Source organism: Streptacidiphilus sp. MAP12-16 (assembly GCF_041262165.1).
Lineage (GTDB): Bacteria > Actinomycetota > Actinomycetes > Streptomycetales > Streptomycetaceae > Streptacidiphilus.
Genome location: NZ_JBGCBY010000016.1, coordinates 124,324 through 138,283 on the forward strand (window position 1 = coordinate 124,324; position 13,960 = coordinate 138,283).

Consider the following 13,960-nt stretch of genomic DNA (forward strand, 5'->3'; position numbering starts at 1 on the left):
TCGGCTGGTGACCAACACGATGTCAGCGTCTGCGCTGCAACACGCCGACACCGGGTACGCCGTCCTGGAGGGGCGGCTCGGGTACACACTCGAGCCGGCCCTTCTGGTACGTGCGCTCACGCACCGCTCGTACGCGTACGAGAACGGCGGCCTCCCCACCAACGAGCGCCTGGAGTTCCTCGGTGACTCGGTGCTGGGCCTGGTGGTGACGGACACGCTCTACCGGATCCACCCCGACCTCCCGGAGGGCCAGCTCGCGAAGCTGCGCGCTGCGGTGGTCAACTCGCGCGCCCTGGCGCAGGTCGCACGCGGCCTGGAACTGGGCTCGTTCATCAGCCTCGGGCGCGGTGAAGAGGGTACCGGCGGACGCGACAAGTCCTCCATCCTCGCCGACACCCTTGAGGCGATCATCGGCGCGGTCTACCTCGACCAGGGTCTCGACGCCGCAGACGAGCTGGTGCACCGCCTGTTCGACCCGCTGATCGAGGAGTCCTCCAACCTCGGTGCCGGCCTCGACTGGAAGACCAGCCTGCAGGAGCTCACCGCCTCCGTCGGCATCGGTGTCCCCGAGTACGTCGTCTCCGAGTCCGGTCCCGATCACGAGAAGACGTTCATCGCCGCCGCGCGCGTCGCCGGCGACGACTACGGCACCGGCACCGGCCGCTCCAAGAAGGAAGCGGAGCAGAAGGCCGCGCAGAACGCCTGGCACTCGATCCGCGAGAAGCACGGGCTGTCGACCGAGACCGAGACCGTGAAGCCTGCCGACGACACCTCGGCCAGTGCCTGAGCTGCGCCGTGCCTGAGCTGCCTGAGGTCGAGGTGGTCCGTCGCGGCCTGGAACGCTGGGTCAGCGGCCGCACCGTGCGCTCTGTCGCCGTGCTGCACCCCCGCGCCGTGCGCCGCCACGTCGCGGGCTCCGAGGACTTCGCGGCGCAGCTCGCCGGTCGCACCCTCGGCCCGGCGCAGCGGCGCGGCAAGTACCTGTGGCTGCCCCTGCCCGGAACCGGAACGTCCCTGCTCGGCCACCTCGGCATGAGCGGACAGCTGCTGGTCCAGCCCGAGGAAGCCCCCACCGAGACCCATCTCCGGGTCCGGTTCAGCTTCGCCGACAGCGACGGGACCGAACTCCGCTTCGTCGACCAGCGCACCTTCGGAGGCCTCGCCGTCGAGGACGCCGACCCCAGCGACCCGGAGGCGGCCCCGCTGTCGCTCGCGCACATCGCCCGCGACCCTATGGACCCGCGGTTCGACGACACCGCCTTCCTCGCCGCACTGCGTCGCCGCAGCACCGGCGTCAAGCGCGCGCTGCTGGACCAGACCCTGATCAGCGGTGTGGGCAACATCTACGCCGACGAGGCGCTGTGGCGCTCGAAGCTCCACTACGAGCGCCCGGCCGACACCCTCTCGCGGGCCCAGGCAAGCCTGCTCCTCGCCTCGGCCCGCAGCGTGATGTCGGCCGCGCTGGCCGTGGGCGGCACCAGCTTCGACAGCCTCTACGTCAACGTCAACGGTGAGTCCGGCTACTTCTCCCGCACCCTGGACGCCTACGGCCGCGAGGGCGAGCCCTGCAACCGCTGCGCCACGCCGATCCGGCGGGCGCCGTGGATGAACCGCTCCAGCTACTTCTGCCCCCGCTGCCAGCGCCTGCCCCGCGCCCGCTGACGCCTGCCCTGGCGGTCCGCCCCGTTCACCGGCTAGACCGGGCTAGAAGCCGAAGTCCTGGGTCCACCAGGGGCCTGCACCGGTGGCGAACTGCACGCCCACGCCCAGGGAGTGGTAGGAGCAGTTGAGGATGTTGGCCCGATGGCCGGGGCTGTTCATCCAGGTGGTCATTACTTCGTCCGGCGTCTGCTGGCCCATGGCGATGTTCTCGCCGCCCAGGTTCGTTATCCCGAGCGCTTTGGCCCGGTCCCAGGGGGTCTTGCCGTCCGGGTCCGTGTGGTCGAAGAAGTTGCGGACGTCCATCTCGACGCTGAAGGCCTGCGCGAGGGCGGTGAGCGGTGCGGACGCGGTGAGGGCCGCGCAGCCGTGCTGGACCCGCTGCGCGTTCACCAGGGCGAGCACCTGGTCCGCGGCGGTGCCCACCACCGGGCTCGCGGTTGCTGAAGCGGAGGGCGCGGTGGAGGGCGCCGTGGCGGAGGCGGAGGGTGCGGCGGTGGTGGCCGAGGGGGAAGGGGTCGGGGTCGGCGCGGCCGTGGGGCTGGTCCGGGCCGACGGCGTCGGACGGGCACTGCCGTGTCCGCCGCCCCCGCCGCCCGGGTTCCGGCCGGGCGTACGACCGGCGACTGGCGCGCCCGCACCGGCGGGAACCTGCGAGGCGACCGCCTTCTGGCCCGCCGGGTCACCGGCCACCACCACGCTCGCCGGCACTCCGGGCGGCAGCGGCAGCACGCCGCTGAAGATGCCGCCGGCGCCCGCTGCCAGTGCCGTGCAGCACACCGCGAGCGCGGTCCTGGGCACACGGCTCGGGCGGCGCCTGCTCGGCGCGGGCTGCCTGCGGTGCGACTCCCCGCGGCGTGTCTCCTCGCGGCTGGACTCCTCGCGGCGCGACTGCTCGCTGCGGGACTGCCTGCGGTGCGAGGGGGGCGCTGCGGCCGGGACGCCGGCTGCGGCTTCGCGGGTCTGCGCGTGACGGGGCATGGTTGGTGCGGTCCCTCCCTGGCCCCCCGACCGGACGGTTGCCTCATCGCTCACCCGTACGGGTGAGCGCAGGAGGAGCGTAGGGCATGAGGGGTGCGGCGTGGGGGAAAGTGTGCGCAAAGGGTGATGAGAGACTCAGGGCCATGAGCGAGGATGTCCGGATGACCGCGTGGGTGCGCGGCGCGGTGCAGCAGGTCGGGTTCCGCTGGTGGACCCGGTCACGCGCGCTGGAGATCGGCCTGCTCGGCTACGCGTCCAACCTCGGTGACGGCAGGGTCCAGGTGGTGGCCGAGGGCACCAGGGAGCAGTGCGAGCAACTGCTGGACCTGCTCCGTCACGGCGACACGCCCGGCCGGGTCGACGGGGTCACGGAGATATGGGGCGAATCCGACGACGGCTATCCGAGCTTCGCGATCCGCTGACCGGAGCACGCCCCGGGTCCACGGCCGGGAGCGCTGGTGCCGTCGCATGTGCCGCTGTCAAGTGGTTGCGCTCTGGTCCGGACCGTGGTTAACTCCGCACCGAGCAGTGATCGACCGGGTACTGGTCGTCACGCCGGTGACACCACAGCTGGACCACGGCCCGCAGCGTGACGAAACCGCTGCCCGGCGACGCGGTCCAGGTAGCACGCTGTGATCGTGTTGACCCTTTTCGCGTTTGGTGAGACGCTGGAAGCCCGCGCACTCGCACGTGCAGCCCAAGGCTTTCGGCCCCGTAGAGCCTTGCGAGGGCTGCTCCCGAGTGCGTACCCCAAACCACGACCCCACCTTCATCGGTCGGTCACTCAGCGTGGAGGACCATCCATCATGGCAAAGGCGCTTCTCGGTTACGTCGGCGGCCCCGACCCGCGCGTGCTCTCCGAGATGCGACGTCTCCAGCAGCGTGTCCAGGACCTGGAATCCGAGCTCGTGCGGATGCAGGCTGAGAACGACGCGTTGTCTGCCGTCGCGGACCACGACCAGCTGCTCCGCAGCATCGACGTACCCCAGCCGGTTCCCGCCTACTCCTGATCCCCACGCCAGTCCTTAGTCCGCACAAACCTGGACTGGTCCGGATCCGGTGGCGGAGACCGCTCACAGATCGTGCAAGGGACGCCCGATGCGGCGTCCCTTCGTCATTGCGGTCATTGCGGTCATTGCGCCCGTCATGCCCCCGTCATCACCCCCGGTGGGTCCGGTTACCCCCTGTTCCTGGGATGCCCTGTCTCCTCGCAGGTGAAACCCGGTCGAGCGTCCCCCGCCCCCAACGCTGCCCCCGGATAGAGTTCCGGTCTGCAAGAGGTTGTCAGCGGTCGTCGGCGGAAGGTCAAGGTGTGCATCTCAAGAGCCTCACGCTGCGCGGGTTCAAATCCTTCGCCTCGTCGACCACGCTGCGCTTTGAACCGGGGATCACCTGCGTCGTCGGCCCCAACGGTTCCGGCAAGTCCAACGTCGTCGACGCCCTCTCCTGGGTGATGGGCGAGCAGGGAGCCAAGTCCCTGCGCGGCGGCAAGATGGAGGACGTCATCTTCGCCGGAACCACCGGGCGCACCCCGCTCGGCCGCGCCGAGGTCGCCCTGACCATCGACAACACCGACGGCGCGCTCCCGATCGAGTACAGCGAAGTCACGATCTCCAGGACCATGTTCCGCAACGGTGGCAGCGAGTACGCCATCAACGGGACCACCTGTCGACTCCTCGACATCCAGGAGCTGCTCTCCGACTCCGGCATCGGCCGGGAGATGCACGTCATCGTGGGCCAGGGCCAGCTCGACTCAGTGCTCCACGCCGACCCGATGGGTCGGCGCGCCTTCATCGAGGAGGCGGCGGGCGTGCTCAAGCACCGCAAGCGCAAGGAGAAGGCGCTGCGGAAGCTGGATGCGATGCAGGCCAACCTCACTCGGGTCCAGGACCTGGTCAACGAGCTGCGCAGGCAGCTCAAACCGCTGGGACGGCAGGCCCAGATCGCCCGCCGTGCCGCCACGATCCAGGCGGACCTGCGCGACGCCCGGCTGCGGCTGCTCGCCGACGACCTGGTGACGCTGCGCCGGGCCGTCGAGGAGGAGGTCGCCGACGAGCTGGCGCTGCGACTGCGCCGCTCCGGCGTCGAGGAGGAGCTGGCAGCGCTGCAGCAGCGTGAAGCCGTCCTGGAGGCGCAGATCGCGCAGCTCGGCCCGCGGGTCGAGCAGGCGCAGCAGACCTGGTTCGCGCTTTCCTCCCTGGCCGAGCGGGTGCGTGGCACGGTCGGCCTCGCCGAGGCCCGGGTCCGGCACGCGCAGAACCCGCAGACGGAGGAGCGGCGGGGACGCGACCCCGAGGAGATGGAGCGCGAAGCCGCCCGCATCCGCGCCGAGGAGGCCGAGCTCAAGGAAGCGCTGGAGGAGGCCCAGTACACGCTCGCCGAGACGGTCGAGCGCCGGGCCGAGCTCGAACACCAGCTCGCGCAGGAGGAGCAGCGGCTGCGCGCCGCCGCGCGGGCCCTCGCCGACCGACGCGAGGGCCTGGCCCGGCTCCAGGGCAAGGTGGCCGCCGCCCGCTCGCGCGCGGTCGGCGCGGGCGAAGAGATCGGCCGGCTGGCCGAGGCACGGGATGCCGCGAGCGAGCGCGCTGCTTCGGCGACCGAGGAGTACGAGCTGCTCAAGGCGCAGGTCGACGCTCTGGACGCAGGCGACGAGGAGGCTGAGGAGCAGCTCGGTCAGGTCAGGGCGGCGCTGGCCGGAGCCGAGGAGGCGCAGTCCCGTGCCCGGGAGGAGCTGGCCGCGGTGGAGCGGGAGCGCGCCGCACTGACGGCGCGTCGGGAGGCGCTCGCGCTGGGCCTGCGGCGCAAGGACGGCACGGGAGCGCTGCTGGCGGCGGGGGAGCGGCTGGGCGGGGTACTCGGCCCGGCGGCCTCGCTGCTGAGGGTGCGCCCTGGCGCGGAGGCCGCAGTCGCGGCGGCGCTCGGTCACGCGGCCGACGCGGTCGCGGTGGACGGCGTGAGCACGGCGGTGGAAGCGCTGCGGCTGCTCCGCAAGGACGACGCGGGCCGGGCGGGTCTGCTCATCGCCTCCGCGGGCGACGGCGCCGGGGGCGATGGTGGCGTCGGCGGCGTCGGCGGCGCCGGTGGCGACGCCGGGTTCGGTGCCGCCGTGGTCGGGGTGCGAGCGGTCGACGTGATCGACGGGCCGGCCGAGGTCGTCGGCGCGGTGCGCGGGTTGCTGCGTGGCTACGTCCTCGTCGAAACCCTGGCCGAGGCCGAGGCGCTGGTCGCCGAGCGTCCCGAGCTGACCGCCGTCACGGCCGAGGGGGATCTGCTCGCGCAGGGCTTCGCCTACGGCGGCTCGGCGGGTGCGCCCAGCCTGCTGGAGACCCAGGCCGCCGTGGACGAGGCGGCCTCGGCCCTCGCCGAGCTGGCCGGACGCCGCGACGCGCTGGCGGACACGCTGGAGCAGGCGACGGCGCGCCGCAAGGACCTCGCCGCCGAGGCGGAGACACTCGCGGCGCGCCGGCGCGCCGCGGACAAGGAGAAGTCGGCAGTCGCCCAGCAACTCGGCCGGCTCGGCGGGCAGGCACGCGGTGCGGCTGGGGAGGCGGAACGTCTCGCCGCCGCGGCGGCCAAGGCCGAGGCCGCAGTGGATCAGGCCGCCGCCGAGCTCGCCGAGCTCTCCGAACGGCTGCTGGTCGCTGAGGAGATGCCCACCGAGGAAGAGCCCGACACCGCGGCCAGGGACCGGCTGAACGACGAATCGGCGCGTTCGCGCCAGGCCGAGATGGACGCGCGCCTCGCCGTCCGCACGCACGAGGAGCGGGTACGCGGACTCGCCGGACGGGCCGACTCGCTGGACCGGGGCGCCAGAGCCGAGCGCGAGGCGCGGGCCAGGGCCGCCGCTCGGCAGCAGCGGTTGCGACACGAGGCGGGGGTCGCCACCGCTGTCGCCGAGGGCAGCAGGCAGCTGCTGGGCTTCATCGAAGCCTCCCTGCTCAACGCCGCGGCCGAGAAGGAGCAGGCCGAACAGGAGCGCGGGGCCCGCGACACCGAGCTGGCCCAGGAACGGGTGCGCAGCCGCGATCTCAAGGCGGAGCTGGACAAACTCACCGACTCGGTCCACCGCGACGAGGTGCTGCGCGCCGAGAAGCGGCTGCGGATCGAGCAACTGGAGACGAAGGCGTTGGAGGAGCACGGCATCGAGGCGAACGGCCTGCTCGCCGAGTACGGCCCGGACCAGCTCGTGCCGCCCTCGCTCGCGGTCGAGGCCGACCCCGCTGCCGACCCCGAGGCCGATCCCGAGGCGGTCCGGAGCGCGGGGGAGCGGGCCGAGCCGGAGTCGCGACCCTACCGCCGCGCCGAGCAGGAGAAGCGGCTGCGGGCCGCCGAGCGGGCGTACGCGCAGCTCGGCAAGGTCAACCCGCTGGCGCTGGAGGAGTTCGCGGCGCTGGAGGAGCGGCACCAGTTCCTCAGCGAGCAGCTGGAGGATCTGAAGAACACCCGCCGGGACCTCCTCACCGTGGTCAAGGAGGTCGACGAGCGGGTCGAACAGGTCTTCACCGCGGCCTACCACGACACCGCGCAGCAGTTCGAGGGCGTCTTCTCACGGCTCTTCCCCGGCGGCGAGGGCAGGCTGGTCCTCACCGATCCGGACAATATGCTCACCACCGGAATCGACGTCGAGGCCCGCCCACCGGGCAAGAAGGTCAAGCGGCTGTCACTGCTGTCGGGCGGCGAGCGCTCGCTGACCGCGGTCGCCCTGCTGGTGGCCATCTTCAAGGCCCGCCCCAGCCCGTTCTATGTCATGGACGAGGTCGAGGCGGCCCTGGACGAGACCAACCTGCGCCGACTGATCGCGATCATGGAGGAACTCCGTGACAGCTCCCAGCTGATCGTGATCACCCATCAGAAGCTGACCATGGAGTGTGCGGACGCCCTCTACGGCGTCTCCATGCGCGGAGACGGCATCTCCCAGGTGATCAGCCAGCGGTTGCGCGACGAACCCCGGCGACCGCCGCGCCGGATCCTGCCCGCGCAACAGACGCACGAGGAGGAGGCCGTCGCTCCGGCCGAGGTTCTGCCGGAATGACGCCGACTCTGGCGCCCGCTCTGGCACCGCTCCGGTCGAGTCTGCCGACCAGCAGCGCCAGCACGGCGGCGGTCGCGGCCGGGGCGACGGCATCGACCAGCAGCACCAGTGTGAATCCGGCCACGACCGGTCGCCCCGCCGCCCGCAGCGCGCGCAGCAACCGCGGCCGGTAGCGGACGGCGGCGCGCAGGGAATGAACCATGACGGTCGTCATGCCCGCCCGGCCCCGGACGGTTCCCCGGAGTTTTTCGCGCGGGCCCGGTCCGTACCCGTGGGCGGCGGGTGACCGTATGTCCACATCCTGCGCCCGGGCTCAGGGATACTGGTCGGGTTATGGAATACGTGATCCTTGCCGTAGTCATCGCGGTGGTCCTCCTCGGAGCCGCCGCCGGTCTCGTCGTCACCGGCAGACGGCGCAAGCAACTGCCTCCGACCCAGCCACCGGCGCAGCTCGAGGAACCGCACGTCGGTGAGGAAGCGGCGCCCCCTCAGGAGGCCCCGGTCCGGACCCTCGAGGAGGTCCCGCTCCCGCCGGCCCCCACCGAGGCCGAGCCCGAGCCGGATTCGGCCGTGCTCGCCGAGGCGCCGGTCCTCGAGGTCCCCGAGCCCACCGCGGGGCGCCTCGTCCGCCTCCGCTCGCGCCTGTCGCGCTCGCAGAACTCCATGGGCAAGGGCCTGCTGGCGCTGCTCTCGCGGGACCGCCTCGACGAGGACACCTGGGAGGAGATCGAGGAGGTCCTGCTCACCGCGGACGTCGGCGTCGCGCCGACCCAGGAACTGGTGGAGCGCCTGCGCACCCGCGTAAAGGTCCTCGGCACGCGCTCCCCGGAGGAGCTGCGTGCGCTGCTCCGCGAGGAGCTGATCACGCTGATCGACCCCTCGCTGGACCGCACCCTGCACACCGCCAGGCACGAGGACGAGGAGCCGCCGCGTCCCGCCGTGATACTGGTCGTCGGCGTCAACGGCGTCGGCAAGACCACCACCACTGGCAAACTCGCCCGGGTCCTGGTCGCCGACGGCCGAAAGGTACTGCTCGGCGCGGCCGACACCTTCCGCGCCGCCGCCGCCGACCAGCTGCAGACCTGGGGCGAGCGCGTCGGCGCCCACACCGTCCGCGGCCCGGAGGCGGGCGACCCGGCGTCGGTGGCCTTCGAGGCCGTCAAGCAGGGCATCGCGGAGGGCGCTGACACCGTGCTGGTGGACACCGCCGGGCGGTTGCACACCAAGACCGGTCTGATGGACGAGCTCGGCAAGGTCAAGCGGGTGGTGGAGAAGCACGGCCCGGTGGACGAGGTGCTGCTGGTCCTGGATGCCACCACCGGCCAGAACGGCCTGGTGCAGGCGAAGGTCTTCGCCGAGGTCGTGGACATCACCGGCATCGTGCTGACCAAGCTGGACGGCACCGCCAAGGGCGGCATCGTGGTCGCGGTGCAGCGCCAGCTGGGCGTCCCGGTGAAGCTGATCGGCCTGGGGGAGGGCGCGGACGATCTGGCGCCGTTTGACCCCGCGGGCTTTGTGGACGCGCTCATCGAGTAGGGAAGCCGGGCCGCAGCCGTCACCCCCCAGGGAGTGGCGGCTGCGCTGCGTTCAGGAGCGGTTCGGGACCGGCGCAGGACCGGCTCAGTGCCTGCCGACGAGCTCCGCGACCCCTCGATGGCAGGCGTAGGCCAGGGTGCCGAGGAGCAGCCGCGCCTCGGGCGGCCGGGCTGCGGTCTCCAGTGTGGGCCGGCGCAGCCACCGGGTCAGCGGCGTGGGTGGCGCGGGGACCGACGAGCCCGAGCCGTGGCAGGCCAGGTCGAGCTCGGCGTCGTCCCATCCCGTCTTGTAGAGCAGGTCGGGCAGCGCCTCGGCGGTGTGCGGGGCGACCAGGAACAGTGCCCGTCGGCCCGAGATTCCGGGGGCGACCAGGACCGGACCCGGCCTGACACCCATCCGCTCCAGCCGCACCAGCGCCTGCACGCCGACGGCCTCCGGGACGTCGAGCACATCGAAGGCGACGCCGGTGAGCAGCCGGAGCTCGGCCTCGGGACGGCGCAGCCACGCGGAGCGGACCTCGGCGGGGCCGGTGCCCGGGGGCAGCTCGTCGCAGTCCGCGGCCCCGGCGGGGGCCTCGACCAGGGCCGCGGTCCAGCCCCAGCGCTGGGTGTACTCGGCCGCGGTCTGGCACCGGGTGGCGCGGGCGCGCCCGCGCAGGCCGAGTGACCGGCCGCCGCCGAAGATCGGGTTGCCGAACAGGATGTCCAAGTCCACTCACCACCAACCTGAAAGGGGTACCGATGGTTACGCCGCAGAGCGCGGTTTGGAGCGCACGTCCTTACGGGGGCGTGCAGTTAATGGTTGTGCGCCCCCCGATGGAGGGTGAATTGCCGATCTCGTTGCCCGGACGGCCCGAATGGGGGATGGTCGTATCCGTGAGCGAGCGGTGGTGGTCCGGGCGCGTGGCGTCCGAACGGGCCGCCCGAGATCCAGTGAAGCGCGCGGGATATGCCAGAGGTTCACTCCCAGGGGTGGCGAAAGGTGGCGTTTCCCCGGGCGAACTCCCCTGGATGGCGGAAAGCGCGCTACGTTCGCTTCACAGCAAGGTGATTCATCGTCCCCGTGGGTATGCCAGCGGCAACCAGCAGGCGGGGTCGGACCTCTGACGGATCATCGGCTGGTTTCAGGCCCGGACGCCCCGGTTCTCGGGGCGGTTGCGGGCACGGCAGCGGGGTTAGCCCGGGATGGGGGCGTTCCGGTGGGCGAGAAGCAACCCAATGAGCAGTTGACGGCATGGTTCGTCAGAAGCGGTTGGTCCAAGGGCGAGTTGGCCCGCCAGGTGAACCGGCGGGCCCGCCAGATCGGCGCGAGCCACATCAGCACCGACACCTCCCGGGTGCGGCGCTGGTTGGACGGCGAGAATCCGCGCGAGCCGATTCCGAAGATTCTTTCCGATCTCTTCTCCGAGCGCTTCGGCTCGCTGGTCGCGATCGAGGACCTCGGACTGCGGGCCGTGCCCAACCTGACGCCGGGGTCCGGGGTGGACCTCCCGTGGAACGGCAGCCAGACGGTCCAGCTGATCTCCGACTACTCGCGCAGTGACCTGATGCTCAACCGCCGGGGCTTCCTCGGCACTTCGCTCGCGCTGACCGCGGGCTCCGCGCTGATCGAACCGATGCAGCGCTGGCTCGCTCCCGCCCCCGGCGGCCTGCCCACCTCCGCCATCACCGCGGCCCGCAACGGCCGCCAGCCCACCGGCCGGATCTCGGCGCCCGAACTCGCGCTGCTCGAGTCCACCGTGATGATGTTCCGGCAGTGGGACGCCCAGAACGGCGGCGGCCTTCGACGCAAGGCCGTGGTCGGCCAACTGCACGAGGTCTGCGACCTGCTCCAGGAGACCTACCCCGCCGACGTCACCCGTCGTCTCTTCCAGACCACCGCGCAGCTCGCGCACCTCGCCGGCTGGATGTCCTACGACATCGGCATGCACCCCAGTGCGCAGAAGTACTACGTGCTGGCGCTGCACGCCGCCAAGGAGGCCGGGGACCGCCCCTTCGGTGCGCTGATCCTGTCGGACATGTGCAGACAGATGATCCACCTCAACCGCAGCACCGACGCCCTGGAACTGATCCACCTCGCCCAGTATGGCAGCCGTGACTCCGCCACCCCCCGGACCACGTCCCTGCTGCATGTGATGGAGGCCCGCGCCTACGCGAACCTGGGCGAGGCCAACAAGTGCTACCGCGCCGCCCGGATCGCCGAGGACTCCTTCCGCGACATCGGCCCAGGTGACGATGAGCCGGACTGGATCTCCTTCTTCTCGGAGGCCGAGCTCAACGCCGAGAACGCCCACTCCTACCGCGACCTCAGCTACCACACCGGCCGCAGCGAGGTGTACGCGCTCCAGGCGCAGCCGGTGATGGAGCGGGCGGTGGAGCTGTTCTCCCAGGACCCGCAGCACCAGCGGTCCTACGCGCTCAACCTGATCGGCATGGCCAGCGTCCACCTGCTGCAGAAGGAGCCGGAGGCCGCCGCGTCCTCGGCCCAGCAGGCCGTGGACATCGCCGTGCGGATCCGCTCCGAGCGGGTCAACACCCGGCTGCGCAAGACCACAGAGGCGGCGCTCGGCGAGTTCCGCGACGTGGCCGAGGTCGTGCGGCTGCGTGACCGGATCGACCAGGAACTGCCCGAGTACACCCGCCAGCAGGCGGTCTGACAGCGTCTTTCAGCCACCGTCGAAGCACCGCCGTGCGCCCGCGCGGGGCGGTTCGAGCTCCGACCGCGGAAACCTTCCACACTCGGCTCCCCCACGCCAGGTCTGCGGGACGGTTTCCGCGGTCGGTCATTGTGCGGCGGCAAGCGTAGCCATCTGTGTGCGTCCCGGTCGGCTGTTCACCGCGCCGTAACACTCCTGTCAGCTTCGTCACCGGCGTGAAACATCGTCAGGCATCGGCCGAAACCGCCCTCCGCCAATCTCCTCTTCATTAGCCGACGCCTCCGGGGGGCACGGGACGGATACCCGGAGGACGGAGCGGCTCAACACTCGAGGAGACGCCGAATGCCTAGCGGCTTCAGCGGCGGGGATACCGCTTTTGTACTCATAAGCGCGGCACTGGTCATGTTGATGACGCCGGGCCTGGCCTTCTTCTACGGCGGCATGGTCAGGGTCAAGAGCGCCCTGAACATGCTGGTGATGAGCTTCATCGCACTCGGCATCGTCACGGTGCTGTGGGTGCTGTACGGCTACACGCTCAGCTTTGGACCGGACTCGTTCCACGGGCTCATCGGTGACTTCTCCATGCTGGGCATGCGGAACATCGGGATGAACCAGCTGACCGGAACTATTCCGGTTTTCGCATTCGCTGCCTTCCAGTTGATGTTCGCCGTCATCACGCCGGCTCTGATCAGCGGCGCGATCGCCGACCGGGCCAAGTTCAGCGCCTGGGCGCTCTTCCTGACGCTCTGGGTCACCATCGTGTACTTCCCGGTCGCGCACTGGGTGTTCATGTTCGACAACGGCAAGGGCGGCTGGCTGGGCGACCGGCTGCACGTCCTTGACTTCGCCGGCGGTACCGCGGTCCACCTCAACGCCGGTATGGCGGGTCTTGCCCTGTGCTTCGTGCTGGGCAAGCGCATCGGTTTCAAGAAGGACCCGATGCGTCCGCACAGCCTGCCGCTGGTGATGCTCGGCTCCGGCCTGCTGTGGTTCGGCTGGTTCGGCTTCAACGCCGGATCGGCGCTCGCCGCCAACGGCCTCGCCGGTATCGCCTTCATGAACACGCAGATCGCCACCGCCGCCGCGATGCTCGGCTGGCTCGCCTTCGAGAAGATCAAGCACGGCTCCTTCACCACCCTCGGCGCGGCCTCCGGCGCGGTCACCGGGCTCGTCGCGATCACCCCCGCGTGTGCCTTCATCAGCCCGCTCGGCTCGGTCGGTCTGGGTCTCTTCTGCGGGGCGCTCTGCGCCTGGGCGGTCGGCCTCAAGTACCGGTTCGGCTTCGACGACTCCCTGGACGTCGTCGGCGTCCACGCGGTCGGCGGTGCCACCGGCGCCCTGCTGATCGGCCTGCTGTCCACCGGTCACGCCGGATCCCCCTACGCGGGCCTCTTCTACGGCGGTGGCTTCACCCAGCTCGGCCGCCAGGCCCTCGGTGTGGTCGTGGTCGGCACCTACTCCTTCGTCCTCGCCTACATCATCGGCAAGGTGATCGACAAGACGATGGGCTTCCGGGTCTCGGAGGACGTCGAGGTCGCCGGCATCGACCAGGCGGAGCACGCCGAGTCGGCCTACGACTTCAGCGCGGTGGGTGCGGCTCTGTCGAGGGCTCTGGCGCCGTCAACGGCCGGCACCGAGGATGAGGCAGAGGAGGCGACGGCCGAGGAGGCCGCCGCAGAGACGAAGGTCGACGCATGAAGCTCATCACCGCAGTGATCAAGCCGCACCGCCTGGACGACGTGAAGGAGGCCCTGCAGGCCTTCGGGGTCCACGGACTCACCGTCACCGAGGCCAGCGGATACGGTCGGCAGCGCGGCCACACCGAGGTCTACCGGGGCGCGGAGTACACCGTCGACCTGGTGCCGAAGGTCCGCATAGAGGTCCTCGTCGAGGACGACGACGCGGAGGGGCTGATAGACGTCCTGGTCAAGGCCGCCAGAACGGGCAAGATCGGCGACGGCAAGGTCTGGAGCGTCCCGGTGGAAACCACCGTCAGGGTACGCACCGGAGAACGCGGGCCCGACGCGTTGTAAGTGTTGTGACAACGGCGCCGCACCACCGCGCCGCATGACCGCGCTCAGGCAGGCGCGCTGCAA

At 71.2% G+C, this 13,960-nt stretch carries 11 protein-coding genes and 1 pseudogene; 10 read left to right on the top strand and 2 right to left on the bottom strand.

Annotation, left to right across the window (positions count from 1 at the left end):
• Nucleotides 1-19: 19 nt before the first annotated feature.
• Both rnc and mutM read left to right on the top strand, forming a co-directional pair.
• Nucleotides 20-787 carry a ribonuclease III gene (gene rnc / locus ABIA33_RS21975; RefSeq protein ID WP_370084117.1) on the top strand — a complete coding sequence of 256 codons (768 nt, stop codon included), beginning with the start codon at nt 20-22 and terminating at the stop codon, nt 785-787.
• Nucleotides 788-795: 8 nt separating this feature from the next.
• Nucleotides 796-1,662, top strand: coding sequence for a bifunctional DNA-formamidopyrimidine glycosylase/DNA-(apurinic or apyrimidinic site) lyase (gene mutM / locus ABIA33_RS21980; RefSeq protein WP_370084068.1), 867 nt, complete (start codon nt 796-798; stop codon nt 1,660-1,662).
• A 42-nt stretch (nt 1,663-1,704) separates the two neighbouring features.
• On the opposite strand, the gene ABIA33_RS21985 is transcribed toward mutM, so the two are convergent.
• Nucleotides 1,705-2,640, bottom strand: coding sequence for a CAP domain-containing protein (locus tag ABIA33_RS21985; protein ID WP_370084069.1), 936 nt, complete (start codon nt 2,638-2,640; stop codon nt 1,705-1,707).
• A 143-nt stretch (nt 2,641-2,783) separates the two neighbouring features.
• Here ABIA33_RS21985 and ABIA33_RS21990 point away from each other — a divergent pair, with 143 nt between their 5' ends.
• The 5 genes and pseudogenes from ABIA33_RS21990 to ftsY all read left to right on the top strand — a co-directional run bounded on the left by ABIA33_RS21990 (nt 2,784) and on the right by ftsY (nt 9,208).
• Nucleotides 2,784-3,062 (top strand): acylphosphatase, encoded by a 279-nt coding sequence (locus tag ABIA33_RS21990; RefSeq protein WP_370084070.1) that lies wholly within the window; start codon nt 2,784-2,786, stop codon nt 3,060-3,062.
• Between the two features lie 384 nt (nt 3,063-3,446).
• On the top strand, nt 3,447-3,650 hold the full coding sequence (locus tag ABIA33_RS21995; RefSeq protein ID WP_370084071.1) for a hypothetical protein: 204 nt from the start codon (nt 3,447-3,449) through the stop codon (nt 3,648-3,650).
• A gap of 302 nt (nt 3,651-3,952) precedes the next feature.
• Nucleotides 3,953-7,579, top strand: a pseudogene (gene smc / locus ABIA33_RS22000) (chromosome segregation protein SMC); the annotation flags it as partial.
• Between the two features lie 89 nt (nt 7,580-7,668).
• Nucleotides 7,669-7,845 carry a hypothetical protein gene (locus ABIA33_RS22005; RefSeq protein ID WP_370084072.1) on the top strand — a complete coding sequence of 59 codons (177 nt, stop codon included), beginning with the start codon at nt 7,669-7,671 and terminating at the stop codon, nt 7,843-7,845.
• Nucleotides 7,846-8,005: 160 nt separating this feature from the next.
• Nucleotides 8,006-9,208 carry a signal recognition particle-docking protein FtsY gene (gene ftsY, locus ABIA33_RS22010; protein WP_370084073.1) on the top strand — a complete coding sequence of 401 codons (1,203 nt, stop codon included), beginning with the start codon at nt 8,006-8,008 and terminating at the stop codon, nt 9,206-9,208.
• An 84-nt stretch (nt 9,209-9,292) separates the two neighbouring features.
• Here ftsY and ABIA33_RS22015 read toward each other — a convergent pair whose 3' ends face one another.
• On the bottom strand, nt 9,293-9,916 hold the full coding sequence (locus ABIA33_RS22015; protein WP_370084118.1) for a bifunctional DNA primase/polymerase: 624 nt from the start codon (nt 9,914-9,916) through the stop codon (nt 9,293-9,295).
• Nucleotides 9,917-10,406: 490 nt separating this feature from the next.
• On the opposite strand from ABIA33_RS22015, the gene ABIA33_RS22020 reads away from it, so the two are divergent.
• The 3 genes from ABIA33_RS22020 (at nt 10,407) to ABIA33_RS22030 (ending at nt 13,897) form a co-directional block, all read left to right on the top strand.
• Entirely contained in the window at nt 10,407-11,864 is a 1,458-nt protein-coding gene (locus tag ABIA33_RS22020; RefSeq protein WP_370084074.1) for a hypothetical protein, read from the top strand.
• 342 nt (nt 11,865-12,206) lie between these two features.
• Entirely contained in the window at nt 12,207-13,562 is a 1,356-nt protein-coding gene (locus ABIA33_RS22025) for an ammonium transporter (protein WP_370084075.1), read from the top strand.
• A complete protein-coding gene (locus ABIA33_RS22030) occupies nt 13,559-13,897 on the top strand; it encodes a P-II family nitrogen regulator (protein ID WP_370084076.1) in 339 nt (112 codons plus the stop codon). Before ABIA33_RS22025 ends, ABIA33_RS22030 begins: the two co-directional genes overlap by 4 nt.
• Nucleotides 13,898-13,960: the final 63 nt, after the last annotated feature.